The 23,684-nt window shown below is 54.5% G+C and carries 21 protein-coding genes and 1 pseudogene; 16 read left to right on the top strand and 6 right to left on the bottom strand.

Annotation, left to right across the window (positions count from 1 at the left end):
- Nucleotides 1-1,344: 1,344 nt before the first annotated feature.
- The 3 genes from ACR0BD_RS17360 to ACR0BD_RS17350 all read left to right on the top strand — a co-directional run bounded on the left by ACR0BD_RS17360 (nucleotide 1,345) and on the right by ACR0BD_RS17350 (nucleotide 2,512).
- Nucleotides 1,345-1,500 carry a hypothetical protein gene (locus tag ACR0BD_RS17360; RefSeq protein WP_480832287.1) on the top strand — a complete coding sequence of 52 codons (156 nt, stop codon included), beginning with the start codon at nucleotides 1,345-1,347 and terminating at the stop codon, nucleotides 1,498-1,500.
- Complete coding sequence (locus ACR0BD_RS17355) at nucleotides 1,500-2,189, top strand: hypothetical protein (RefSeq protein ID WP_480832285.1); 690 nt, start codon at nucleotides 1,500-1,502, stop codon at nucleotides 2,187-2,189. Before ACR0BD_RS17360 ends, ACR0BD_RS17355 begins: the two co-directional genes overlap by 1 nt.
- A gap of 74 nt (nucleotides 2,190-2,263) precedes the next feature.
- Nucleotides 2,264-2,512 (top strand): ParB N-terminal domain-containing protein, encoded by a 249-nt coding sequence (locus ACR0BD_RS17350; protein WP_480832283.1) that lies wholly within the window; start codon nucleotides 2,264-2,266, stop codon nucleotides 2,510-2,512.
- Here ACR0BD_RS17350 and ACR0BD_RS17345 read toward each other — a convergent pair.
- The 3 genes and pseudogenes from ACR0BD_RS17345 to ACR0BD_RS17335 form a co-directional block, all read right to left on the bottom strand.
- Nucleotides 2,504-3,475, bottom strand: a pseudogene (locus ACR0BD_RS17345) (fatty acid desaturase). The gene ACR0BD_RS17350 and the pseudogene ACR0BD_RS17345 overlap by 9 nt on opposite strands.
- A 114-nt stretch (nucleotides 3,476-3,589) precedes the next feature.
- Nucleotides 3,590-3,796 (bottom strand): cold-shock protein, encoded by a 207-nt coding sequence (locus tag ACR0BD_RS17340; RefSeq protein ID WP_170328727.1) that lies wholly within the window; start codon nucleotides 3,794-3,796, stop codon nucleotides 3,590-3,592.
- A 507-nt stretch (nucleotides 3,797-4,303) separates the two neighbouring features.
- A complete protein-coding gene (locus ACR0BD_RS17335; RefSeq protein ID WP_480832282.1) occupies nucleotides 4,304-7,024 on the bottom strand; it encodes a LuxR C-terminal-related transcriptional regulator in 2,721 nt (906 codons plus the stop codon).
- Nucleotides 7,025-7,190: 166 nt separating this feature from the next.
- Here ACR0BD_RS17335 and ACR0BD_RS17330 point away from each other — a divergent pair, with 166 nt between their 5' ends.
- Nucleotides 7,191-7,604 (top strand): ester cyclase, encoded by a 414-nt coding sequence (locus ACR0BD_RS17330; RefSeq protein WP_480832280.1) that lies wholly within the window; start codon nucleotides 7,191-7,193, stop codon nucleotides 7,602-7,604.
- A 171-nt stretch (nucleotides 7,605-7,775) separates the two neighbouring features.
- Complete coding sequence (locus tag ACR0BD_RS17325) at nucleotides 7,776-8,855, top strand: DUF2652 domain-containing protein (protein WP_480832278.1); 1,080 nt, start codon at nucleotides 7,776-7,778, stop codon at nucleotides 8,853-8,855.
- 645 nt (nucleotides 8,856-9,500) lie between these two features.
- Here ACR0BD_RS17325 and katG read toward each other — a convergent pair.
- The gene (gene katG / locus ACR0BD_RS17320; RefSeq protein WP_480832276.1) at nucleotides 9,501-11,675 is read right to left on the bottom strand and encodes a catalase/peroxidase HPI; all 2,175 of its coding nucleotides are present in this window, start codon (nucleotides 11,673-11,675) and stop codon (nucleotides 9,501-9,503) included.
- Between the two features lie 157 nt (nucleotides 11,676-11,832).
- On the opposite strand from katG, the gene ACR0BD_RS17315 reads away from it, so the two are divergent.
- Nucleotides 11,833-12,729 carry a hydrogen peroxide-inducible genes activator gene (locus ACR0BD_RS17315; RefSeq protein WP_480832275.1) on the top strand — a complete coding sequence of 299 codons (897 nt, stop codon included), beginning with the start codon at nucleotides 11,833-11,835 and terminating at the stop codon, nucleotides 12,727-12,729.
- 5 nt (nucleotides 12,730-12,734) lie between these two features.
- On the opposite strand, the gene ACR0BD_RS17310 is transcribed toward ACR0BD_RS17315, so the two are convergent.
- A complete protein-coding gene (locus tag ACR0BD_RS17310) occupies nucleotides 12,735-13,481 on the bottom strand; it encodes an IclR family transcriptional regulator (protein WP_480832273.1) in 747 nt (248 codons plus the stop codon).
- A 216-nt stretch (nucleotides 13,482-13,697) separates the two neighbouring features.
- On the opposite strand from ACR0BD_RS17310, the gene ACR0BD_RS17305 reads away from it, so the two are divergent.
- From ACR0BD_RS17305 to kce, 10 genes are read left to right on the top strand one after another with little or no spacing between them, the layout of a single operon-like run.
- Complete coding sequence (locus ACR0BD_RS17305; protein WP_480832272.1) at nucleotides 13,698-14,534, top strand: cyclase family protein; 837 nt, start codon at nucleotides 13,698-13,700, stop codon at nucleotides 14,532-14,534.
- A gap of 43 nt (nucleotides 14,535-14,577) precedes the next feature.
- Nucleotides 14,578-14,949: a cupin domain-containing protein gene (locus tag ACR0BD_RS17300; protein ID WP_480832270.1), complete on the top strand. Its 372-nt coding sequence runs from the start codon at nucleotides 14,578-14,580 to the stop codon at nucleotides 14,947-14,949.
- The gene (locus tag ACR0BD_RS17295; RefSeq protein ID WP_480700298.1) at nucleotides 14,949-15,734 is read left to right on the top strand and encodes an SDR family NAD(P)-dependent oxidoreductase; all 786 of its coding nucleotides are present in this window, start codon (nucleotides 14,949-14,951) and stop codon (nucleotides 15,732-15,734) included. The genes ACR0BD_RS17300 and ACR0BD_RS17295 overlap by 1 nt, the downstream gene beginning before the upstream one ends.
- Before the next feature lie 3 nt (nucleotides 15,735-15,737).
- Nucleotides 15,738-16,661, top strand: a complete 924-nt coding sequence (locus ACR0BD_RS17290; protein ID WP_480832269.1) for a 3-hydroxyacyl-CoA dehydrogenase family protein — start codon at nucleotides 15,738-15,740, stop codon at nucleotides 16,659-16,661.
- A gap of 43 nt (nucleotides 16,662-16,704) precedes the next feature.
- On the top strand, nucleotides 16,705-17,985 hold the full coding sequence (locus tag ACR0BD_RS17285) for an ABC transporter substrate-binding protein (protein WP_480832267.1): 1,281 nt from the start codon (nucleotides 16,705-16,707) through the stop codon (nucleotides 17,983-17,985).
- Between the two features lie 50 nt (nucleotides 17,986-18,035).
- The gene (locus tag ACR0BD_RS17280; protein ID WP_480700295.1) at nucleotides 18,036-18,764 is read left to right on the top strand and encodes an ABC transporter ATP-binding protein; all 729 of its coding nucleotides are present in this window, start codon (nucleotides 18,036-18,038) and stop codon (nucleotides 18,762-18,764) included.
- A complete protein-coding gene (locus tag ACR0BD_RS17275; RefSeq protein ID WP_480700294.1) occupies nucleotides 18,757-19,464 on the top strand; it encodes an ABC transporter ATP-binding protein in 708 nt (235 codons plus the stop codon). The genes ACR0BD_RS17280 and ACR0BD_RS17275 overlap by 8 nt, the downstream gene beginning before the upstream one ends.
- Before the next feature lies 1 nt (nucleotide 19,465).
- Nucleotides 19,466-20,329 carry a branched-chain amino acid ABC transporter permease gene (locus ACR0BD_RS17270; RefSeq protein WP_480832264.1) on the top strand — a complete coding sequence of 288 codons (864 nt, stop codon included), beginning with the start codon at nucleotides 19,466-19,468 and terminating at the stop codon, nucleotides 20,327-20,329.
- Entirely contained in the window at nucleotides 20,326-21,354 is a 1,029-nt protein-coding gene (locus ACR0BD_RS17265; RefSeq protein ID WP_480832262.1) for a branched-chain amino acid ABC transporter permease, read from the top strand. Before ACR0BD_RS17270 ends, ACR0BD_RS17265 begins: the two co-directional genes overlap by 4 nt.
- Before the next feature lie 4 nt (nucleotides 21,355-21,358).
- Nucleotides 21,359-22,297 carry a 3,5-dioxohexanoate:acetyl-CoA acetone transferase gene (gene kce, locus ACR0BD_RS17260; RefSeq protein WP_480832260.1) on the top strand — a complete coding sequence of 313 codons (939 nt, stop codon included), beginning with the start codon at nucleotides 21,359-21,361 and terminating at the stop codon, nucleotides 22,295-22,297.
- Between the two features lie 416 nt (nucleotides 22,298-22,713).
- On the opposite strand, the gene ACR0BD_RS17255 is transcribed toward kce, so the two are convergent.
- Nucleotides 22,714-23,643 (bottom strand): LysR family transcriptional regulator, encoded by a 930-nt coding sequence (locus ACR0BD_RS17255; RefSeq protein ID WP_480832391.1) that lies wholly within the window; start codon nucleotides 23,641-23,643, stop codon nucleotides 22,714-22,716.
- Nucleotides 23,644-23,684: the final 41 nt, after the last annotated feature.

Genomic DNA, 23,684 nt, shown 5'->3' with positions numbered 1-23,684 from the left:
TCCGCAAAACTGTCGATAGAAATTGCGAATCTCCTAGTTCGGTGTCGGCAATAGGCTGGAGCGGCGAGCGTTCACCACCTCCAAGATTGTTGCCCAAGAAATCCGGCGATTTCACAGATGAATTGTCAACCTAAATTGCCCCAAAGTGAATTTTGCCTCTCAGTTATTCTCTTAACCACCTAATAACTCGCCGGTCTCAAAAATTGACCATTCCGCAGCACACGCTTCTTGACGAGCGTGCGTCCTTGACTCTTTACAGACTAGGAACGACAAGAGTGTATTGGTAAAAAATTACTCGCCGCCGCGATGCTGCCGGTTACGATAATCCAATGGCCTTCAGACTAATTGTAGCATGTGCCTCAGCGTAGGAACGGGTTCCGCTGGGGTCTTCGCTATGAGCTCGTTCCTCGCAAGCATTTGCAACTGTCACCTGACGTGCTCCAGTCATAGCGTGACCCATGAAAGAAGGCGCCGTATGAACAGCACATGGCTCTTAAATTGCGTGCTTGATGCCCGATAGATCAGGTCTCAGGCTCCGTTTCGACCATTCATTCATCGTGTTTGCTCGCTGCATTCTTTGTTTGATCCCGACACTTTTGGTGATTCTCTCAGGAACGCATCTTACTGCTCAGGTCGCGGACAATGCCCATGGGTCTGTTTGTGACGAAGGTTTCGAAAACAAGAACGGATCCTGCCAAAGAACAGACTTACCAGAAAACGCATTTTTGACGGGTAGCGCCTATGGTAGCGGCTGGGAATGCAATCACGGTTTTCAGAATGTAGGAGAACTCTGTGAGGAAATAAGAGTTCCTGAAAATGCCTATCTAGCATCAACCGGAGATCAGTGGGAGTGCAATCGGCTGTTCCAACGTGTCGGAGAAGAATGTGAAGAAGTGATAGCACCTCAAAATGGATACGTGGAAACCCGGTTTGGCGCACAGGAAATACACTGCAACTGGGGTTTTCGTAAGGAGAACAATGATTGTGTTGCGATAGATGTCCCGAGCAACGGTCGCCTGACTGACAAAAACAGCTTGGGTGGTTGGGTGTGCCTAAGAGGTTACAGAGCTACGGATAGCGGCTGCGAGCCTGTATTTGTTCCATCGGATGCATACCTTGCGCCCGAAACTTTCTCTGGATGGAAATGCGAACGTGGTTTTCGTGCTAACCGGGACAGGTGCGTCGCGATCCTTGTGCCTTCAAACGCGCATTTGAATCGAAGAGGTGACGGTTGGGAATGCAATCGGCCGTTCACACGACAGAACGATACGTGCACCGAATATGTGCCGCGACAATAGGTTGGTGCCAATCAATACCGCCTAATACATCACGAAGGACCAAACCGTGAACCACAACTCGATTGACGAAAACCCGGAAAAAATGCTCAAGACCGAAAGAGCTCATCTCTGGTCCTGCAAAGTAAAGATGTTTTTAGCGGCGACGATGTTTGTTGCGGCTACGGTGTCTGTCGCGGCGGTAATTGTAGTGGTGTTTCTCTGATGCGTAAAAATACCCCTCAGGTGACCATTCCAGACTCAAAGACTTCAGCTCGTGGTCTGGAACAGAGAGCATTTCAAGACCGCAGCGTTCGCAAGACGCGGAACGCTGACGTATCCGGAGTGATTGAGGAAGAATTTGGAAAATACTTGATTAAGGCAGGCCTACTGAGCGGCAATAGTGTTGCACGGGCATTCCCCAAGCCGCCAGCCAAAACGCAGGCAATGATTGCCGATGCAGTTGGAGAAACACCAGAATTGGCCATTGAAGCCTTAAAAGAAATTCTCGAAGCCCGTGATAGAAGACGTAGCAGTCAACGCCGTTTGGAGGGAAAGTCCGGCACCCTCGTTCCCAGTGAAAGAGAATTTACCGAGGCATTGCGCCAGATCAGGCTCACCCCTGCGCAAGTCAAAATGCTCAAAGCACTTACTATCGCGGGCAAGGACGGTCTGACCATTGGTCACCTGTCTCAGGCGGCCGGTTACAAATCACGCGAGGCCTCCATCAAGGTTTTCAAGAAAATCGGACTATTGATCGCAGAATACCTGGAACTAGATCTACCCGAATCCGGTGCGGTACGGAATGATGGCGTCGCTCAGGTCTTGGCATTTTCTCACATCGAAAGTGAAAATGAGCCAGCGACCTGGATTATGCATCAGGAACTGCGCGCCGCTGTTAGTTCGGTGCTATGACGCACGTTCCAGCCCCAGCTCTTGTAGCGAACTTCGAACCGGAACAAATGCACGAAAGGTTGCTCACGTAGCTTATGTTGGAGAAAAGACCATATCCGCTCGACCTGATCTATGTACCTGTGAAACGGGCGAAAACGCTTGATCAACAAAAAGTTCTGACGCTGGCCGAAGATATCCTGAAGAACGGCCAGAAGACCCCGATCCAGATACGCTTGGACAACAAGAGGTTCGTGCTGATTGAAGGTCTTCACCGACTAGAGGCCATTCGCGCCTTGGGCGGTGATACGGTCGAAGCCTATTTGGTCCGCGCCAGGCTACACTAAACTCTTGTTGGGATTGGCGTTTGACAAAGCTTCGGAAAAGGTCAGCAGACATTGACTTTTTTCATCCCAAAGATGCAATCGCGCACAATGCAGGCTCTCATATAGAGTAATACGCTGGCAGTTTTCCAACTCAGAATGCCCACGCAAGACCTCGTTTAACCGATAGAACGGTATGCGGCTGGCGAGGTGGTGAACATGGTGCACACCGATGTTGCCAGAGAACCACCGCAAGATGCCTGGCAGGGCATAGTGAGAACTGCCATAGAACGCGGCGTTCTGAAGGTTCCAGCCCTCTTCCCGATCCCAAGTCGTGTGTTCGAACTGGCGTTGAATGTAGAAAAGCCAAATACCAATGGATGATGCGACAATCACGGTTGGCAGGAAAACACACGCCAACACCTCAAAGCCTCCGGCCCCTAAAATCAGAGCCAATAACCCTGCAATTGCGGCGTTTGTTCCCATCGCACTTGCCCAGTACAGCCAGCCCGACCGCATGAAACCAACAGGTAAGCGGTATTGAATAAAGAACGTATAGATCGGAGCAACACCGAACAGGAAGACTGGGTTCCGGGCCAGACGATACGCGGCACGCCCGAACCAATTCCGTTTCAGGTATTCCTAAATGGTCAATGTAGGGATGTCACCCATACCACGCCGATCAAGGTTACCGGTTGATGCGTGGTGAATCGCATGGCTTTGCCGCCAAACGTCATAGGGTGTCACGGTAAGAACACCTAGAACCCGGCCGGTCCAATTGCAAACAGTGCGGTTTCTGAAGAAAGATCCATGACCACAATCATGCATAATGATGAAGGTACGGACCAGAAATGCGGCATTCAGGACGGCCAGTAATATTGCGATCCAGACACTAAATGATAACGCAAACCACGCTAGGGCCCATAGCGCGAATAACGGGACAACAGTGATCGCAAGTTCACAAACACTGCGCTTGGCATCAGGCACCCGGTATTGCGCGAGCACCCGCGTCCAGTCTTTTGGTTGCAACTTACTTGTTCTCCAATGGCTAATAGTAGCCCAGTGTGCAAACGGGCACCCAGAAAGGGTGCCCGTAAAAGGTCAGGCGAGTGCCAGATTGGCGGCGCTTTCGCGCCCGTCACGGCCAGCTTCGACATCAAAAGTAACCTTTTGACCGTCTTTCAATTCGCTAAGGCCGGAACGTTCGACTGCTGAGATATGTACGAACACGTCTCGTTTGCCGTCTTCAGGCTCGATAAAGCCAAAACCTTTGGTCGAGTTGAACCATTTTACTGTGCCATTTGCCATGGTGGAAGTCTCCTAATACTTGCCGCCCGCATCATTGCGGCGACTCGGCGTGGTCGGTCTGAATCGAAAGACTGAACGCCGAATTGGGGAGACAGCAGGTCGAAAAAGAAAAACGTAAGCCTTATGTATATGGACTTCGAGTACGCACGATACAAGCCTTGATGCTTCGGATGGCAACAGAGGAATCCAGCCTGCGTAGCGAAAGTTAGGTACCGTGTCGCCGCTGTTGCTGCCGTAGATTTTTCTCGCGAGTGCGGCGGGCCATTCGCTGCGTAACAGAGGAATTCCCGATTGCAGTCATTCATCTGAATTAAAAATCGACCAACTCCAAACCGCCTATTCGCCGCAAGCGGGATCAGCCACAGAGAATTGGGACAAAACAGTCGATCTTGATTACCACCCGATTGTCGGCATTCGATGCAGTGCAAAAGGGCCTCAAACGACTATGATAGCGAAACGCTGGCGCACATAGAGAAGCCTGTCTGTTCCCAATCTCGAAAACAATGTTTACGACGAAATACCTTCGGCTACCGCTTTCGCTGCAAGATGCGTGCGCGACTTCACGTCCAGCTTTTCATAGATGCGCGAGAGGTGAACCTTCACGGTCCCACGCGCAATGAACATTCGCTCCGCGATCTGGGGGTTGGACAGTCCTTCAGTAGCAAGCGTCACTACGCGACGCTCAGTCGGCGTCAGGCTTTCCCAACCCGTCAAATGACGCGTCCGTTTGCCTCTCATTCTGGAAATCAGGCCAATGATTGCTTCCAAATCAGAATTGGAACCTTGTGATCTGATTTTTGCCACAGCAACACCCAGCGCCTGATCCAGCTTTTCGATTCGAACACTGTGATGGTCATCTTCTACCATTCCCCGAATGAGGCTTATTTCGTCACGCGAGCGGTCTACAAATGCCAGGATACGCGTGGCATCCTCGTATTTCTCTTTGTCAATCAGAACCTCGGAAATACTTTCCATCGTGCGCAACAAACCAGGCAGCAACCCGGCATCTCGCTGGATTTCCAGAGCTTCATGTAAATGGGATTCCGCTTCGCCAACATCGCCGCGCGCGAATGCGAGGCGCCCCCGGAAGTAAGCGATAAGCCCGTTTAGAAATGTATTTTTTAACGCGGCAGACATTTCGGACGCATCAACCAGTCGTTGGTGTGCGTCGCCGTAATTACCAAGATCAATATGTGCAGCTGCCGAAGCAATCGCCAGCTGTGCCGCCCAAACAGGAATGCCAGCGGCCCTAAGTGCTTCGACATGTCCCCCGATCATGTCGAGCGTAACCTGCGGCCGGCCTGCGGCGATCTCAATCAGCCCGAGCTGAAACATAGTTTCAGGTACAGCCAGAAAAGTACCCGTAACCGTCGCAGTCTGCATCGCATGCGTCATTTCGCGACGGGCCTGATCGACGTGGCCGCGATCGGCCTTCAGTGCTGAAGACCAGGCTTTAGCAAAACCGCCCGTGGCTGGATCGCGCACATAGGTTGCATTTTCAATCGAAATGCCCAACGCTTGCTCGGCGGCATCCAGATCACCACCATCCCGTGCGAAATACCCTTTCAATGCGTTGGCCCAGGCAACCAAATAACGACTTTGATGATGTCGGGCGGCGGTTATGAGATTTTCAATCGATGTGCTACCTTCGGCAACCTCGTGCGAAAACATATGTACCGCTGTCAGAATTTTGATTGCGTGGGTCTCTGCCCAGTCATCTTTTATTTCTCTGGCAAGCTCAATGCTGCGGCTCAGCGACTGGACCGCCCCAGATGGATCTGAAACAGATTGAGCAAATCCGATAATGTCCAGTGCACGGGACTCAGTCCATTTGTCGCCAATCACTTGCGACATCTCCAAGGCCTGCATGGCTCTGGGAAATGCCAGATCCATGCGCCCTCCATAGGCGCACACATGCGATGCCCCCCATAACGCGCGCGCTGTCAGAACATCTGAGGCTTCCTCTTTTGCCAAAGCGATATCAAACCAGCGCATGCCGTGAAGGTGCTGCCCCCAAATCTCGTAGTATCCGGTCAATGCCGTCAGTAGGCGCAGCAAACCGCCCGGATCATCAAGACTTTCCGCAAACACTGCGGCGTCTTCGAGATTGTCGAACTCCGCCTGAATCTGTGCCATCAATTCAGGCCCTTCGCCTAGGATCAGCCTTTGTGCCCGATATTCCGCGAAATCGATGAAATGAGCGAGATGTGCTCTGCGCGCGCCCAGGGTCTCGTCCGACTCTTTGGACCGCTCGAGGAAGAATTCACGCATCGTTTCAAGAAATCGATATCGAAGCTCTGGACCGGACCGATCCACTTGGACAATCGACATATCGACAAGTCGCTGGACAAGATCAAGAATGGGCTCACTGCCGATTTCAGCCCCTGCCGCAATCGCCTGTGCTGTTTCAAGTGTAAATCCCCGAAGCACACACAGTCTGCGGGCAAGTGACCGTTCGGCGTCAGTCATCAAGTCATAGCTCCAGGCGACCGAAGCCCGAAGCGACCTGTGATGAGCTAACGCATCTCTGGGCGCGCCCGTCAGCAATTCGAAACGCTGATCCAAGCCGGCCAGAATTTGCGTTGGCTCCATCATCGATGTCCGGGCGGCGGCCAGCTCGAGAGCAAGCGGAATTCCGTCCAGCCGTGTTACGATCTCCCTAATAATTTCTGCGGATGTAACATCTGCCGGTAATCGAGAACCTGCCTGCCGTGCCCGTTCTTCAAACAACGCGATCCCGGCTTCGATCTTCAGCGGTGGCACCTGACGAACAAATTCGCCTGACACGCGCAAAGGTTCCCGGCTGGTAGCGAGCAGGCGCACATCGGGCGCTGTCGTAAGGATGCTTTGCGCAAGTTTGGCGCATCCGGCAAGAACCTGCTCGCAGTTATCAAGAACGAGCAAAACCCGCTGTTCGCTGAGCTGCCGGGCAATCGTGTCAAAAAGCGAGACCTGATTTTCTTCCAGCAAACCAAGGACCCGGGACACGGCCCCGGCAACACCATCGTCACGGAATACACCAGTCAGGTCGATGAACCAGACACCATCCGGGAAACTTTCAACGAGCATCAATGCCAGCTTTTTGGCAATCCGCGTTTTTCCTGTGCCGCCAGGTCCGTTGAGCGTGACCAAACGCTCGGTGTCGACGAGTTGGCGAACTTCTGTGATATCCTCATCGCGTCCGACAAGTGACGACAATTCAAGCGGCAAGTTCGTATGTTTGTCCACAATCCACCCCCTGTCCCAAGCCTAAATTCGCACATTTCTCGGGAGTAGGGGGATTTTTTTACTTGGCATATGCCACCTGGCAGATGTTCTGCAATTTGAACGCTCCTAGCCTGTTTCATATCAGAAATTCGGGACGCTCCCGGGTATAAATCAAGGAGTTAGAAACATGACCATCGCAGCTGCAGCACGCGCGTTTTTTGAAGATTGCGAGACCGGAAAAGGTTGGGAGGTCTGCAAACAATATTGCCACGACGATGCATCGTTCGATTGCCAATCCGACGCTCTCGCGGACACGACAACTCTGGAAGGCTACACGAACTGGACGAAGGCCATCCTCACGCCGATGCCGGATGGGCACTACGAGCTTAAGGGCTTTGCCACTGACGAAGAGCGCGGCACGGTCATCGCGGTTTCGATTTTCCACGCAACACAGACCGGCGATGGCGGCCCGGTACCTCCGACGGGCAAAACAGTTGCTACGGATTATGTATACTCGATGGAATTCGACGGCGGCAAAATTCGCCACGTGACCAAAATCTGGAATGACGGGGTTGCCATGCGCCAGCTCGGCTGGGCTTAAACCCTACCGCCTCACATTTGAAACACTCAACGCTGCCTGAATTATAAACTTTGGGCGCGTTGGGGAATATCGAATGCGTCAGGTAAGAGGCGAATAGCAAAATCTTGGAAGCCGCCATATGGGCTGGATTGTCGAGGACCGCCCGGCGCAGCGCTTGATCGGAGAAAGTCAATGACAACGACATACACGGGTTGTCTGCTGATTGCCGATATTACCGGCTACACTCAGTTCCTGACCTCTTCGGAGATGGATCATGCCAATCCCATCCTGCAATCTCTTCTAGGAGTATTGCTTGAACAGGTTGGAGATCCTCTGCACTTCTGGAAAACAGAAGGTGACGCAGTCTTGGCCTATTCGACCCGTCAGGAATTCCCCTCAGGAGAGACGTTTCTCACAATCTGCGAAAATCTCTACAATGCCTTTACACTAAGACGTCAGGACATAATCGCCAACACCACATGTCCTTGCCGGGCTTGCGCCAACATTGTCAATCTAGACCTGAAAATCATCGCCCATCACGGCCAATTCGATGAAATGCAGCTGGGTCCTACAAAAGACATTTCCGGCGCCGATGTTATTTTGGTCCATAGAATGGCCAAGACCGACGTCGCTGATCATACTGGCATACACAGCTACGCGCTGTTTAGCGAAGCGGCGGCAAACGCGATGAATATCAGTGACATAATGGAGCCCTTTTCCCAGGATTTCGAACATTTTGGTGAGGTCCCCATGAAAGTCTACGACTTGGCAAAATCATGGAAAAATATGCGCGCTGGTCGCCAACGCGAATTCCTCGAAGAGCAGGATGGCGTCTGGACCACACGATATCACTTTGACGCTCCGATTGGGGTTGTTTGGGAGGCTCTCGTGGCTCCTGAACATAAACTGAAGTGGATGAATCGCGTCAGTGATATCAAGATTGAGAACCCAGCGGGTCGCCTTGGTCGGGGGTCCGCCTATCATTGCGCACACGAATTGGCTCAATTTTTCTATCGGGTCACAGATTGGGAGCCATTTGATTATTTTTCGACACGTATCATAGACCCTGCGCGACCGGACATTAGCTTTCCTGAGACGTACCATCTAACGGCAACGCCTACGGGGACAGAGCTGCGGTACACAATGGGTATCGCCACTGATGCGGAAGGTAAGCGTTCTGAAATTTCCGAACGCGAGTGTTCCGGTTTCTTGAAGGAGTTCTGGGCAGTTTCTTTTGCCGATTTGAATGAACAACTCAGACAATCCCAATAACTCCATTCCACGCAAAGAAGGAATGGGAGATCCAACTTCGAATATTTCAAGGTCCGATGGTCCGCGACCTGCAAATTTGCGAAGTGAATCCCGCTGCAGTTCGCTTGAACGACCGGTTTTCACGCCGTACAGCGGCGCAAAATTTTCCGCATTGCTGCATTTTTGGTGCTGCGAGGACCTGCAGCAATAAGCCCAAGGTACAGGTTGGGCTCATATCCGACCTCGGAAGCAGTGCGGCATCTATATGTGATGTTCCGCCCTACCCTTACCCTCTCGGACGGCCCATAGCGGCCGTTCGTCAAGCCTTGTATTGGCACATCGTGGTTCCTAATACCGGACATTCGCTGCGCCCGCGAAAATTTAGGACGAAAAAGACCTATCAAGGCGTTCAAAAGTAATTTAAATCAGCGGCTTGTCAAAAACAGTATCTCCAGAAAGAAAATCAAATAAGATTTTTTGAATAACCCAAAGCGAGTTAACAACGTGTAAGCTTTTGATCTGCGCAACCACTCGGTTTTGCTGACGGCGAGACCCGCAGCAGTCTTCTCGCGAGCCATAAATCAAATGAATCGCCCATTCCCCGTCTCTCAACTAAAATAGGGAAGTTTCAGAGCCCCGGCTTGAGGCTCTGCTTTGATTGAACGCTTAGACCAAATCGAACCGGTCTGCTGTCATAACTTTGGTCCAGGCCGCAACAAAGTCACGAACGAATTTCTCGCTATTGTCAGCCTGCGCGTAAACCTCGGCATAAGATCGCAACACAGAGTTCGAACCAAAGACCAAATCCGTACGGGTCGCCGTCCACTTCAATTCAGACGTTGTGCGATCGCGCAACTCGTAGGTACCGTCTTTACGCGGATGCCAGCTATAGCGCATGTCCGTCAAAGTTGTGAAAAAGTCCTGCGTCAACGCACCGGGACGGGCAGTGAAGACACCAAATTGCGTATCCCCGTGATTGGCACCCAAAACTCGCATACCACCAACCAGAACCGTCATCTCACGCGCGGTCAAACCCATAAGCTGAGCCTTGTCTAGCAGCATTTCTTCGGCGCTGACTGCATAGTCTTCCTTTTGCCAGTTGCGAAATCCATCCGCCAAAGGTTCAAGCACATCAAAGGACGCCTCATCCGTCATTTCGGCGCTGGCATCCCCTCGCCCGGGCGCGAACGGGACAGGAACAGAAGATCCTACCGCTGCGATTGCTTGTTCCAGGCCCACGTTACCGGCCAGAACAATGACATCCGCGAGTGATGCCCCCGATTTTGTTGCAATAGGTTGAAGTAAGTTAAGTACTTTCTGCAATCGTGCAGGCTCATTCCCGGCCCAGTCTTTTTGCGGAGCAAGCCGAATGCGCGCACCATTTGCCCCGCCTCGCTTGTCAGAACCGCGGAACGTTCGAGCACTATCCCAAGCGGTGCTGATCATTTCGGCTATCGTCAACCCAGTTGCAGCGATCTCGGCCTTCACCAAGTCAAGGTCATAGTCGACATTGCCCTTGGGAATCGGGTCCTGCCAGATTAGGTCTTCGGACGGGACATCAGGGCCGACATAGCGTGCCTTTGGCCCCATGTCGCGATGGGTAAGTTTGAACCACGCTCGGGCGAAGGCACCATCAAAAGCGGCTGGATCCTTACGGAATCCTTCCATGATTTCGCGATAGCCCGGATCCATTTTCAGCGCCATATCAGCGTCAGTCATGATCGGCATAACCCGGATCGAGGGATCCTCGACATCAGCCGGCATATCCTCGGGGCTGATCTCGACCGGCTGCCACTGCCATGCGCCTGCCGGACTTTTCTGCAGCGCCCATTCGTGGTCAAGAAGCATGTCGAAATACCCCATATCCCAGGTTGTCGGGTTAGACGTCCATGCACCTTCGATCCCACTGACCATAGTATCGCGTCCGATACCGCGACCTTTTGTGTTCATCCAGCCGATACCCTGCATTTCAGGCGGCGCAGCTTCGGGATCGGGGCTTAGGTTCTCAGGGCTGCCATTGCCGTGACACTTGCCGATCGTGTGGCCCCCTGCGGTGAGTGCCACGGTCTCCGCGTCATTCATTGCCATCCGAGCAAACGTTTCCCGCATGTGCATTGCGGTTTTCAAAGGATCCGGCTGTCCGTTCACACCTTCTGGATTCACATAGATCAATCCCATTTGAACCGCTGCCAGTGGGTTTTCCAGCGTCGCGCTATCGCCAACGTCGTCGTATCGACTATCACTGGGTGCAAGCCATTCGGTCTCATCACCCCAATAAATATCAGTCTCAGGCGCCCAGATATCCTCGCGACCAAAGGCAAAACCAAAGGTTTTTAGGCCAGCCACTTCGTAGGCAATTGTGCCCGACAAAACGATGAGGTCGGCCCAACTTACGCTATTTCCGTATTTCTGCTTAATCGGCCACAGAAGGCGGCGACCCTTGTCTGTGTTGACGTTATCTGGCCATGAGTTGAGCGGCGCAAAACGCTGGTTGCCGGTTCCGGCCCCGCCGCGACCATCCGCTGTCCGGTAAGACCCTGCCGCGTGCCATGCAACGCGGGCAAACATGCCGACATAGCTGCCCCAATCTGCAGGCCACCAGTCCTGACTGTCCGTCATAAGTTTGCGCAGATCCGCTTTCAGCCCTTCAACGTCCAGAGAATTCAAGGCCTCACGATAGTTGAAGTCTTCGTCCATCGGATCGACGCGTGCGCCGTGTTGATGAAGAATGTCCAAGTTCAGGGCATTCGGCCACCATTCGGTGACTGACTGGCCGGCAGCGGTGTTACTACCATGTGCAACAGGGCATCCGCCCGAAGAGTGACGAGGGGTTCCGTCCATGACTGGCTCCAATTCAGAACAATAAGTTTCTTTACGTCTCGCCGACGATTTCATACATGTCACCTAGCGGAACAGGTATGTTCGGCTGCAGCTTGAATACCTTAAGCGTCTGATAGAGTGAAATTTGTTGTTTCAAACAGGGTGATTAAAAAAATTTATGAAAAACCTTACAATACGCCATCTCAGATACTTTGAGTCTCTTGCCCGGCATCAGCATTTTGGGCGAGCAGCAGAGGATTGCGCCGTGTCGCAACCCGCGCTGTCCATTCAAATCAAAGAGCTGGAGAATATCGTCGGCGCCCCGCTGATCGAACGGGCCGCGCGCAAAACGTCTCTGACACCTTTGGGCGAGACGTTTCTGGACCGCGCGCGCGAGGTGCTGAAATCCTTTGATGATCTGGGCGATATCGTGCGTGCGACAAACGGACCATTCGAAGGGACTTTGAAACTGGGCATCATTCCGACCATAGCGCCGTATCTTTTGCCCCGGCTGATGCGCGCGATATCCATGCGATTTCCAGCACTGGAACTTCACCCCAAAGAAGCCGTAACCCCCAGCCTGATCTCTGGACTGCTCGAATCCAAGCTGGACGCGGCGATTGTTGCGTTGCCAGTGTCTGAACCTACATTGCAGGAATTCGCACTATTTGAGGAACAATTCGTGCTTGTCCGCCCGCTGGAGGAATCGAACCAGCCCGTGCCGGATTTGAATGCCATGCATGCCATGCGGTTGCTGCTGCTTGAGGAAGGTCACTGTTTCCGCGATCAGGCGTTGTCTTTCTGCACCCTTGGCGGGCGAAAACCCAAAGACATTCTCGAGGGCCCATCGCTCAGCACCATTGTACAGATGGTTGGGGTCGGCATTGGTGTGACGCTTATCCCAGAAATGGCCGTCCCGTTCGAGACACGGTTGGCAAATGTTTCCGTGTCGCGATTTCCCGATCCGGGCCCGACGCGGACCGTTGGGATGATCTGGCGCAAAACAACGCCACTGACGCAGCAGCTACTTCAAATCGGGGCAATGGTACGGTCCGCCGGACGGTCCCTGCCCTGACGGTTTCAGACGAATGTTTCGGCGATATTGGATGCAGTTTCCAACAACGCCGTTTCTATCTTTTCGCGCTGTTCTTCGAACCGGGACGATGGCAAGGGGACCGAGATTGCATGCAATTCTCCACCCCAGTCCCGAAACGCGAACCCAATAGCTGAAACGCCGCCGGAATGTTCATCAAGGTCATAAGCAAGCCCGGTATTCCGCACCGTTTCAAGCTCAGCCAGAAACCGTGTCATATCCCGGTCTAACCCGTTGCGGGCCCATTCGTTTGAGATCAGCCGTTTCGCTTCATCCTCGGGCAGTTGCGCCAGACAGGCTTTACCGTTGGCAGTTGAGGTCAGCGGAAAGACCTCGCCCACCCGCGATACGGTGGTCAGACGATGAGTGCCCAGTATCTGATCCAGAAATACCATCCCGATGCCACGCATAACCGCCAGATCCGTGGTCTCACCGGTTTTTCGGGCCAGTTCGTTCAACAGCAAGCGGCAATGTTCGACAATATTGTATTGGACCGACCCAGCCAGCGCGCTGAGTTCCGGCCCTAGCCGAAGGCCGCCGCCGTTCGCGTCTGTGATAACGAACCTCTCCTGCGCCAAAGCGCTTGTGATTCTCTGTACCGTAGAGCGGGGCAGATCAACCTGTTCGGCGATCTTCCCCAAGCTCATCCCGCCTTCGGTCTCTTTGAGCACCCGCAGTATCGCGGCCGCCCTTGCTATGACCTGGATGCCACCTTTGTCATTTTTATCAAGCATTTGACCACCTATTCCCCGGCTAACGGCTTGGCGCGACTCAAATCATATTCAGCAATAGTTGTCCCGCATTGCGATACAAGTCAACCGTATTGTGAATTTTATCTTGACCACATAGCGGTGCATATGCATCACTATGCGAGACAGGTGGGAGGAGCCACCCAGACATTACGAAACACCAAAACGCCGGTCAGCCGGCGAACCAAGGAGATGTGCCTGATGGTTGAAATCCGCGGGATCGAGTTCGAAGCGAACACCGACAACAACATGGGATTGGAGTTCTACAACCTAAGCCACCGCTATGGGTTTCAGTGCCCAAACTGGCCGTATTTCAAAGACGTTCAGATCGACCGTAAGCACTATATGGCCAAGTCCGGTGTCCTGAGTCAGACGATCACGACAACCATGCACGTGACCACACACATTGATGCCCCGGCTCATGTTGTGCAGGGCACCCCCTTCATCGACGAAGTGCCCCTGCCGCATTTCTTTGGTACCGGGTTGGTTGTGTCCGTTCCAAAGAAAAAATGGGAGCAGATCACGGGTGATGATCTGGAAAAGGCATGTGGTCATGCCATCCGCAAGGGCGACGTCCTGATCATCAATACCGGCTGGCACAAGCAGTATGAGGATGGCGACTATTTCGCTTATTGCCCCGGTCTGGTGCCCTCAGCGGCCGCATGGATGATCGAAAAAGGCGTCAAAGTTGTTGGCCACGATACGCAGGCCAATGATCACCCATTGGCAACCGCAATCGGGCCGCAACGGAACGGACCCATTATGCCGCATCTGGAAAAAGAATATTTGGAATGGTCCGGCGGCACCCCTTGGGAGGTAGATTTCCCCGAGTGGGAGCCTGTCCATAACATGCTGTTCTCGAAAGGCATTCTGGGGATTGAAAATGTCGGGGGCGATTTGGATGCGGTCACCGGCAAACGCTGCACCTTCGCCTTCTTCCCCTGGAACTGGGATCGCGGTGACGGCTGTATCATCCGTCTGGTCGCGATGATCGACAAGTCCCAATCCTACCGCATTGCAGATGGCGCGGACTTCTGAAACCTGCGGCCGCTGTCTCGGGTGGCCCGCAAACTGACTGTTTATGGCAGAGGCAGACATGCATCTCAAACGCTTTCAAGACGCCCAACCCTACGAGGCCCCGAACCATTTCGGATGCTACGGGTTGCGACTGCAGGGGTTCGAACCGGGCGGCCCAACTAACCAATGGGTCGGGTTCAGCCAGTTTCTGCCCGGTGGCGGCGCGGGCCCGGATTCGACCCCTTTCGAGAAGGTCTATGTCGTGCTTGAGGGCGCAATGACCGTGATCAGTGGCGGTGCTGAGACGACGCTGACTGCGCTGGACAGTTGCACGATTGCGCCGGGAGAAGTGCGGACACTGGAAAACCGCTCAAACCATACCTGCAAGATGCTTGTGGTCATCCCCTACCCGCCAGAAACTCAAGGACCAAACTGATGTCTGATCCCCTCAAAATGTTCGATGTCAAAGGCAATGTCGCACTGATCACCGGTGCCTCGGGCGCATTCGGCATGGTCGCCGCGCGCGTGTTGGCTGGTGCTGGCTGCAACTTGGTGCTTGCGGCGGGTAATCCCGACGCACTCAGTGAGATTGCACGTGAATGCGAGGCGCTTGGAGCTGCCGTGAAAACCGTGAACGCACGTCCTTCGGATGAGGCTTCGTGTGACGCGTTGGTCAACGTTGCCGTAGATACCTTTGGACGGTTGGACATTCTAGTCGTGGCCTCCGGTATGAACAAGGTGGCCCTGATCAACGATATGGAGCCGGAAACCTTTGACGCGGTGATGGATGCCAATGTCAACCAAAGCTGGCTGTTGGCGCGGGCCGCTGCCGCGCATATGAAGTCAAATGCCTATGGCAAGATCATCTTTGTCAGCTCTGCCCGGGGTACTCTGGGCCACCCGGCGGGCTACACGGCATATTGCGCTTCAAAGGCTGCAGTCAACGGGATAACCAAGGCTTTGGGTTGTGAACTTGGGCCGACGGGTATCACCGTAAATGCGATTGCACCCACGGTATTCCGCTCACCTCTAACAGCTTGGATGTTCGAGGAAACCGATGACGCCAAGGCCGTGCGGGATGGATTTTTGACGCGCGTTCCCAAGGGACGGCTGGGAGAGCCGGAAGACTTGTCTGGCCCCCTGTTGTTCCTGGCATCACATGCGTCCGATTTCTACACCGGACATATCCTTCACGCCGACGGCGGCTATACGGCGGGTTGAACGATGGTTCCTAAGAAACAGCAAATGGCCGTTATCGGTGCAGGGCTTATGGGACACGGGATTGCCCTGACGCTGGCCAAGGCCGGGCAATACGTAGCAATCACGGACCCGTTCGAACAAGCACGCCAAACGGTCGCTCATCGCATTCGATCCAGTATGGCAGCAATGGGGGATGACGACACGACGATCGCCAAAGCGCTGAAGATGATCGAGATTTTTGAAACCACCAGTGCCGCGGTTCGGCAAGCAGATGTGGTATTCGAAGCAGCGCCGGAAAAGCTGGAACTAAAGCAGGCCATCTTTGCCGAAATCGAAGAGAACGCGCCAGAGAACTGCATTCTGGCGTCGAACACTTCGGTTATGCCGATCACCCAGATTATGTCGGGGCTACGGCTGAAGAATCGTGCGTTAGGCACACATTGGTGGAACCCACCGCATCTGATCCCTTTGGTCGAGGTGGTCAAAACGGAATGGACTGACGCCGGCGTAGCTCAGACAATGTTCGATCTGCTGGCATCTGCGGGTAAAACGCCTGTGGTTGTTGAAAAGGACGTGCCGGGTTTCATCGGTAACCGTCTGCAACACGCGCTTTGGCGCGAAGCCGTTAGCCTTGTTGAAAATGGCATTTGCGATGCCGAAGCGGTGGATACCGTCATCAAGTCCAGTTTTGGCCGCCGTCTGGCCGTGCTTGGGCCGCTGGAAAACGCCGATCTGGTCGGTACGGACCTGACGCTCGATATCCACGAAAACGTCCTGCACGATCTTGAGACCCGGCAAGCGCCATCTCCTTACCTCAAGTCGCTGGTAGCCGGTGGCAAGCTCGGGATGAAGTCTGGCGAAGGCTTCAGACGCTGGTCCGAAGGCGAGGCAGACGCCCTGCGCCAACGCGTAGCAACACATCTGAGACAGATCGAAAAGACTTTGTAGACTGAATGAAAAGCTGGCGGGAGGCCGGCGAAGGGAGGATACAATGAAAAAAACACGCATCGCACCAACTCGACGCAGGTTTCTGACCACAGCGACAGCAGCTTTCGCTACGCCCGCGATCTTGAAGGCCACCCGGGCCTATGCCGCCAATCCTACACTGAAGATCGGCAGCGTAAGCCCTCGCACAGGACCATTGGCGGGCTTCGCCGAGGCAGACGAATACGTCCTGCAAGCTGTACAGGCCGCATTTTCCGCGGGGTTGGATAACAACGGCAAAACCTGGAATGTCGAGATTATCTCGAAAGACAGCCAATCCAACCCGAACAGGGCGGCCGAAGTTGCCGCCGACCTGATCTTGGGCGATGAAGTGGATATCATCGTTGCGGCTTCGACCCCGGATACCGTGAACCCGGTCGCTGATCAGGCCGAGATAAACGAGGTGCCCTGCATCACCACCGATTGTCCCTGGCAGCCCTACTTCTTTGGCCGCAACGGCGTGCCGGGCGAAGGGTTTGAGTCCACATTTCACTTTTTCTGGGGCCTTGAGGACGTGATCGCCGCTTTCCTGGGCATGTGGGATAAAACTGGCGTTGCCAAAAACGTGGGCGGGTTGTTCCCTAATGACGCGGACGGCAACGCTTGGGGGGACGCAGAGCTTGGTTTGCCGAAACCTCTGGCTGCCGCAGGGTACACTCTGACAGACCCGGGCCGCTATCAGCCGTTGTCGGATGATTTCTCGAACCAGATTGCAGCTTTTAAGGACGCGGGTTGCGAGATCGTCACCGGTAACATGATCCCCCCCGATTTCGCAACCTTCTGGAGCCAATCGGCACAACAGGGTTTTAACCCCAAGGTAGTTACCATCGGCAAAGCGCTGCTGTTTCCATCGGTGATCGAGTCGCTGGGCGACCGGGGCAATGACCTGACAACCGAGGTTTGGTGGTCACCTCACCACCCGTTTGCGTCATCGCTTACTGGGATCACCTCAAAAGAGCTGGCCGAAGGCTATACTGCCGCGTCAGGGCGGCCTTGGACCCAGCCATTGGGCTTTAAACATGCGCTGTTTGAGGTCGCGGCGGATGTCATAAAACGCACCGAAGATCTGGAAGACCCCTATGCGATTATCTCTGCCATCACCTCGACCAACCTAAATACAATCGTGGGACCGGTGAACTGGGGAGACGGCCCGATCAATAACGTCACCAAAACCCCATTGGTCGGGGGGCAATGGCAGAAATCAAATGACTCGTATCAGCTGCAGATTGTTGCGAACGATACAGCGCCCGAAGTTCCTGTAACCGCGGACATGCAGTTGCTTGGTTAACTGCGAATTCGGTGCCCTTTTGGGCACCGCACCCCACCTTCGAGGAAAAGATGACGACTCTCCTAACTCTTCAGGATCTGAGCAAAGCGTTCGGCGCGGTCACCGTGTCCGATCATATGAGCTATGAGGTTCAGAAAGGCGATGCGTTGGGAGTCATTGGTCCCAACGGGGCTGGCAAAACCTCGATGTTCAACCTGATCACCGGTACGCTGAAGCCAAATTCAGGCAAGATCCAATTCGACGGTCAAGACGTCACGAAATGGAGTGCAGCTCGTCGCAGCCATGCAGGTATTGCGCGGTCCTTTCAGGTGCCCCAACCCTTTTCAGGCATGACCGTGTTTGAAAACGCGATGATCGCCGCAACCCAATCGGCAGGTCTGCACGGGCACAAGGCCGAGGCGCTGTGTCTGCAGGTTCTAGACCAGACCGGGCTTATGCCCAAAGCCAACGTTTTGGCGGGCAGCCTCACCCTGTTGGAACGCAAACGTCTGGAATTGACCCGCGCGTTGTGCGCCAAACCCAAGCTGTTGTTGCTGGACGAGATCGCCGGTGGTTTGACCGAAGGCGAATGCCAGTCGCTTGTCCAGACAATCAAGGACATTCACACCTCGGGCGTCACAATCATCTGGATCGAGCACGTGGTCCATGCGCTTTTGGCCGTGGTGGACCGGCTTATCGTGGTCGATTTCGGCCGGAAGATCGCCGAGGGCGATCCTGCAACCATCATGGACAGTGCCGAAGTCAAAGAAATCTACTTGGGGATCGAAGCCGATGCCTGATCCCATTTTGCAAACCAGTGGGCTGAATGCGCATTATGGCGATTTCCAAGCCCTTTATGGGGTCGATCTTGACGTCGCCCAAGGCGAAGTTCTGGCGATCATCGGTGCAAACGGCGCAGGTAAGACGACCCTGATGCGGTCCATTACCGGGCTATTGACGAACCAACCCGGACAAATCCGCTATCACGGACAGGATATCAGCCAATTGCGCGCCGATGAGGTCGCAGCGCTTGGCTTGGCGATGGTGCCCGAGGGGCGGCAGCTGTTCCCGTCCTTATCAGTCAAGGAAAACCTGATGATCGGGGCGCAAGTTGGTCGGCCCGGCCCATGGGATCTGCGGACAGTCTACTCCCTGTTCCCAATCCTTGAAGAACGCCGTGATCAGGCCTCAACGTCTTTGTCCGGCGGGCAACAGCAGATGGTGGCCATCGGACGCGCATTGATGGCCAACCCCAACTTGATCCTGTTCGACGAAATCAGCCTTGGACTGGCCCCGATCATTATCAAGGACATCTACGACGCGCTGCCCGGCATCATCGGTGAGGGTATGAGCGCGATCATCGTCGAGCAGGACATCACAAAGGCCCTGTCGGTTTCTAGTCGGGTCTACTGCCTGCAAGAGGGGCGCGTTTCGCTGGAAAGTGCCTCGGACACCGTATCGCGTGAAGATATCTCGCGCGCCTATTTCGGGATCGAATGACATGGACTGGCTGAACGCAATTCTACAGGGCACCTTGCTGGGCGGGCTATATGCTTTGTTTGCGGCAGGGCTATCTTTGATCTTCGGCGTTATGCGGCTGGTCAATATCGCCCATGGCGACCTGATCGTTCTGGCCGCCTATCTGGGTCTTACCGTAACGACCGCCACAGGGATGCATCCTTTGCTTGCTTTGGTGGTCGTTGTCCCCGCCATGGCCTTAGTCGGCTATGCCCTGCAGCGCGGGCTTTTAAACCAGACGTTGGGCGACGACATTCTGCCACCCCTTCTCGTGACCTTCGGTCTAAGCGTCATCATCCAAAACGCCCTGCTAGAGGTGTATACCGCCGACCCGCAGGACCTCAACGCCGGTGCCCTAGAAACCGCAAGCGTTTCGGTTGGCGGGCTAACGCTGGGCGTGTTGCCGCTGTTGACTTTCGCAATCGCGGTTGGGGTTATTTGGGCCCTGCAATGGACCTTTTATCACACCGCATTGGGCCGTGCCTTTAGGGCGGTGTCAGACAATCAGGATATCGCGCAGCTGATGGGGCTCAATCGCCGACACATTTTCGGCTTGGCTATGGCGCTGGCTTTGGGCGTCACCGCAATCGCCGGTATCCTGCTGGGTATCCGCACAAGCTTTGATCCCTCGATAGGCGGAGGCCGCCTGATCTTCGGATTTGAGGCAGTGATCATCGGTGGCCTCGGCAATCTGTGGGGCACATTGGCTGGCGGCGTCATTCTGGGTGTTGCGCAAACCATCGGGGCCAAGATCGACCCGGGTTGGCAAGTGCTGGCAGGTCATATCGCCTTTCTCGTCATTCTCGCCATCCGCCCCAACGGCCTTTTCCCGAGGATTTCAGGATGAACCTTCAGGATTACTCTATATCCCGCACATCGCGCGCCGCGCGCGTCGCTGCGATCCTTGCCGCAATTGTGCTGCTGATCCTGATCGCAGCCCCCTGGTGGGCTGGGCGCGCCGAAATGCGCCTGATGGGAGAGATCTTTCTATATCTCTCACTCGCGACGCTTTGGAATCTGATGGCGGGTTATGCCGGTCTGGTTTCGGTCGGCCAACAGGCTTTCGTCGGCTTTGGTGGCTATATGCTGTTTGCCCTGACCATCTTTGGTGGTTTGCATCCTCTTGCAGCCATTGCAGCGGCTGGGCTTCTGGGTGCTCTGATCTCCATCCCGGTTGCGGTTTTGATTTTCCGGCTGCGCGGTGCGTATTTTGCAATCGGAACCTGGGTGATTGCCGAGGTGTTCCGGCTGGGCTTTGCCCAAGTTTCGGCGCTGGGTGGTGGCTCGGGGTCCTCACTCCCGGTCGCTATCGTGCGCTCTCTGGCGTCAGGCAGGGCGATGCGCGAAGCTGTCAGCTATTGGCTGGCCCTTGGGGCCGCGATTCTGGTCGTCAGCGCGGTTTACCTGTTCCTTCGGTCCCGACAAGGCCTGGCCCTGATGGCGATCCGCGACAATGAATTAGCAGCTGGCAGTTTGGGGATCGATATCTGGCGCACGAAATTCGTCGTCTATGTCGTAACCTCTGCCCTGACCGCGATAATCGGCGCACTGATCTTTCTGCAGAAATTGCGGATTTCGCCGGACGCCGCATTCAGCGTCAACGACTGGACTGCCTTTGTCATCTTCATAGTGGTCATCGGAGGCATCGGTACCATCGAAGGACCGATCATCGGCACCCTTGTCTTCTTTCTGCTTCGCGAAACGCTGGCCGATTTAGGCACCACCTACCTGATCGTTCTGGGCGTGGTGGCAATCACCGTGATGCTGAAAGCCCCCAAAGGCATCTGGGGCGTTATCCGCAACCGCTACGACCTGCAACTCTTCCCGCTGGGCTACCGCGTCAAACAGGCCGGTCAATCAAAGGAATTCTGATCCCATGGCTCGACAGAACAAAACCATTATCACCTGTGCTGTTACCGGTGCGATCCACACTCCGACTATGTCAGATTCCCTACCCTATAGCTATGATGACATTGCCAGACAGGCCATCGAGGCGGCCGAGGCCGGGGCGTCCATCCTGCATCTGCACGCACGCAATCCGGAATCCGGGGCACCGTCGGTCGATGTTGATGACTTCGCCCCGTTCCTGCCCCGAATCAAGCAGGTGACAGATGCGGTTGTTAACCTGTCCACAGGCGGGTCACTGACCCTGTCCATTCAGGACCGCATCACCCCGGCCAAAACCTTCAGCCCCGAGATGTGTTCGATGAACATGGGATCTATGAACTTCTCGTTCCACCCGTTGGCAAACCGCTACAAGGACGACGACTGGAAGTTCGATTGGGAAAAGGACTATGTCGCGCAGTCGGACCAGAACATCTTTCGCAACACATTTCGCGACATTCGCGAGGCGGCCGAAACGCTGGCACCTCATGACATCAAGTTCGAGCACGAATGTTATGACGTCGGGCACCTTTATAATCTGAAATTCTGCATGGATATCGGATTGTTCAAAGCGCCCATCTTCATTCAGTTCATCTTTGGAATTCTGGGTGGAATCGGGCCCGAGGTCGACAACCTCATCTTCATGAAACGCACCGCTGACCGGTTGTTCGGCGACGACTATCGTTGGTCTGTTCTGGGTGCTGGCGGTGCCCAGATGGCGCTTGGGACGACGGCCAGTCAGATGGGTGGGAACGTACGGGTCGGGTTGGAAGACAGCCTGTTCATATCCCGCGGGAAACTGGCCGAGAGCAACGCTCAACAGGTCCATAAAATCCGCCGTATCGTGGAAGATCTAGGAAGCACCGTCGCCACGCCAGATGAAGCGCGCGAGATACTGGATCTCAAAGGCGGCGACCGTGTTTCGTTTTGAATCACGCAGCCCTTGTTTCCCAATTGGTTGCTGAACCCAAGCGATATAGAGACAGGTTTTTTGCAACGCCTGTCAGCGATTTAAGGGACGTGATTGAGTGGATAAGGAGTACCTAAATGCTTGATCGAGAACAGATCGACAATTGGAGCGACGGTAAACCTCAGATCAGACGGCATACTAACACAAACCAGATGACTCTTGAGGACCAAATCATTTGGTTCTTGGCCAAAACCGCCTATTCCGTTCATTCGCCGAAGTTTTTTGAATGCTGTGTTCACAGCCCACCTTCCTGGCGTTCGCTCCGTGGGCAAATCTGAAGGCCGCACGGAGTTCACATTGTGCGGACAAACTAGACTTGCACGACTGCGCAAAGCGTGACTGCTTAGCGCCTGCCCTCGACCTTGGCGTTAGGATATCTAAACTCCCCCAAGACCTAGTTGTGCTTGTGTTTCCCAAGGGGGATTTGCGCCAATCTCTGCGACCAGAAAGTCCATGAACACCCGCACTTTTGGTGACAGCACGTTGGACTTGGGATAGATCAGCCACAAGACGTTGTCTTCTGCGGCTTCGACTTCCGGCAGCACTCTTATCAGACGGCCAGAATTCAGATGGTCATGCACGCTCCACAGGGCGTTCAAGGAAATACCTGCCCCGGCTAGTGTGGCGCGAACCTGACTTTGACCGTCATCGATAATCAATTGGCCTTTGGCTGAAGCGGGATCGAAAATAGCGTTTTCGCCTCCCGGTCCTGTCAGTGACCGCGGTTGGAGGTCTTGGAAAGCGATCAGACGGTGGTTTGCCAGATCGCCTGGCGCTTCGGGGGCGCCGTGCGAGTCGAGATAGCTCGGGGCAGCGCAGAGAACGCGCCGATCATCGGCCAATTTACGGCCCTTCAGGCTGGTATCGACAAGTGGCGCGTTTCTGAGGGCCAGATCATAACTGCCTTCAATCAGATCGAACTGCACATCTGACAAATGCAGGTCGAGCGTGAGGTCGGGGTGCCGTTGCAGAAATTTCGGCAGGATCGGCGCGATGTAAAGTTGCGCAAAACTGCTGGGTGCCGCAAAGCGCAGAGTACCTTTTATGGTCGCTGTCTGCTTGCCCAAAGCCGTAAGTGCTGCCTCTTCCTGTGCGATGATCTCGCGGGCGAACGGCAGGAAATCGGCGCCTTCGACGGAAAGTGACACTTTGCGTGTCGTGCGATGCAACAGCTCAGACCCCAGGCCTTGTTCCAGCTTGGCAAGCTTTGCGCTTGAGACAGCCGGGGCCATGCCCAATCCGCGCCCTGCAGCGCTGATGTTCAACATTTCCGCTGCCCTTACGAATAGGCGGAGCGGTGCTGTCAGACGAATTCTAACCAGTCTCAGTTTGCCACGGAAACTGCGAA

The organism is Ruegeria sp. G5, assembly GCF_056533365.1.
Note: the sequence above shows the minus strand (reverse complement) of the source record. Positions and strands in the feature narration are given on the sequence as shown.

Bases quoted from the DNA above. Each gene is read 5' to 3' on its own strand.
- ACR0BD_RS17330 (WP_480832280.1), top strand. From the start codon at position 7,191: ATGACCATCGCAGCTGCAGCACGCGCGTTTTTTGAAGATTGCGAGACC.
- ACR0BD_RS17285 (WP_480832267.1), top strand. From the start codon at position 16,705: ATGAAAAAAACACGCATCGCACCAACTCGACGCAGGTTTCTGACCACA.
- ACR0BD_RS17340 (WP_170328727.1), bottom strand. From the start codon at position 3,796: ATGGCAAATGGCACAGTAAAATGGTTCAACTCGACCAAAGGTTTTGGC.
- ACR0BD_RS17355 (WP_480832285.1), top strand. From the start codon at position 1,500: ATGCGTAAAAATACCCCTCAGGTGACCATTCCAGACTCAAAGACTTCA.
- ACR0BD_RS17310 (WP_480832273.1), bottom strand. From the start codon at position 13,481: ATGCTTGATAAAAATGACAAAGGTGGCATCCAGGTCATAGCAAGGGCG.
- ACR0BD_RS17300 (WP_480832270.1), top strand. From the start codon at position 14,578: ATGGCAGAGGCAGACATGCATCTCAAACGCTTTCAAGACGCCCAACCC.
- ACR0BD_RS17325 (WP_480832278.1), top strand. From the start codon at position 7,776: ATGACAACGACATACACGGGTTGTCTGCTGATTGCCGATATTACCGGC.
- ACR0BD_RS17295 (WP_480700298.1), top strand. From the start codon at position 14,949: ATGTCTGATCCCCTCAAAATGTTCGATGTCAAAGGCAATGTCGCACTG.
- ACR0BD_RS17290 (WP_480832269.1), top strand. From the start codon at position 15,738: ATGGTTCCTAAGAAACAGCAAATGGCCGTTATCGGTGCAGGGCTTATG.
- kce (WP_480832260.1), top strand. From the start codon at position 21,359: ATGGCTCGACAGAACAAAACCATTATCACCTGTGCTGTTACCGGTGCG.
- katG (WP_480832276.1), bottom strand. From the start codon at position 11,675: ATGGACGGAACCCCTCGTCACTCTTCGGGCGGATGCCCTGTTGCACAT.
- ACR0BD_RS17305 (WP_480832272.1), top strand. From the start codon at position 13,698: ATGGTTGAAATCCGCGGGATCGAGTTCGAAGCGAACACCGACAACAAC.
- ACR0BD_RS17270 (WP_480832264.1), top strand. From the start codon at position 19,466: ATGGACTGGCTGAACGCAATTCTACAGGGCACCTTGCTGGGCGGGCTA.
- ACR0BD_RS17265 (WP_480832262.1), top strand. From the start codon at position 20,326: ATGAACCTTCAGGATTACTCTATATCCCGCACATCGCGCGCCGCGCGC.
- ACR0BD_RS17350 (WP_480832283.1), top strand. From the start codon at position 2,264: ATGTTGGAGAAAAGACCATATCCGCTCGACCTGATCTATGTACCTGTG.
- ACR0BD_RS17315 (WP_480832275.1), top strand. From the start codon at position 11,833: ATGAAAAACCTTACAATACGCCATCTCAGATACTTTGAGTCTCTTGCC.
- ACR0BD_RS17280 (WP_480700295.1), top strand. From the start codon at position 18,036: ATGACGACTCTCCTAACTCTTCAGGATCTGAGCAAAGCGTTCGGCGCG.
- ACR0BD_RS17275 (WP_480700294.1), top strand. From the start codon at position 18,757: ATGCCTGATCCCATTTTGCAAACCAGTGGGCTGAATGCGCATTATGGC.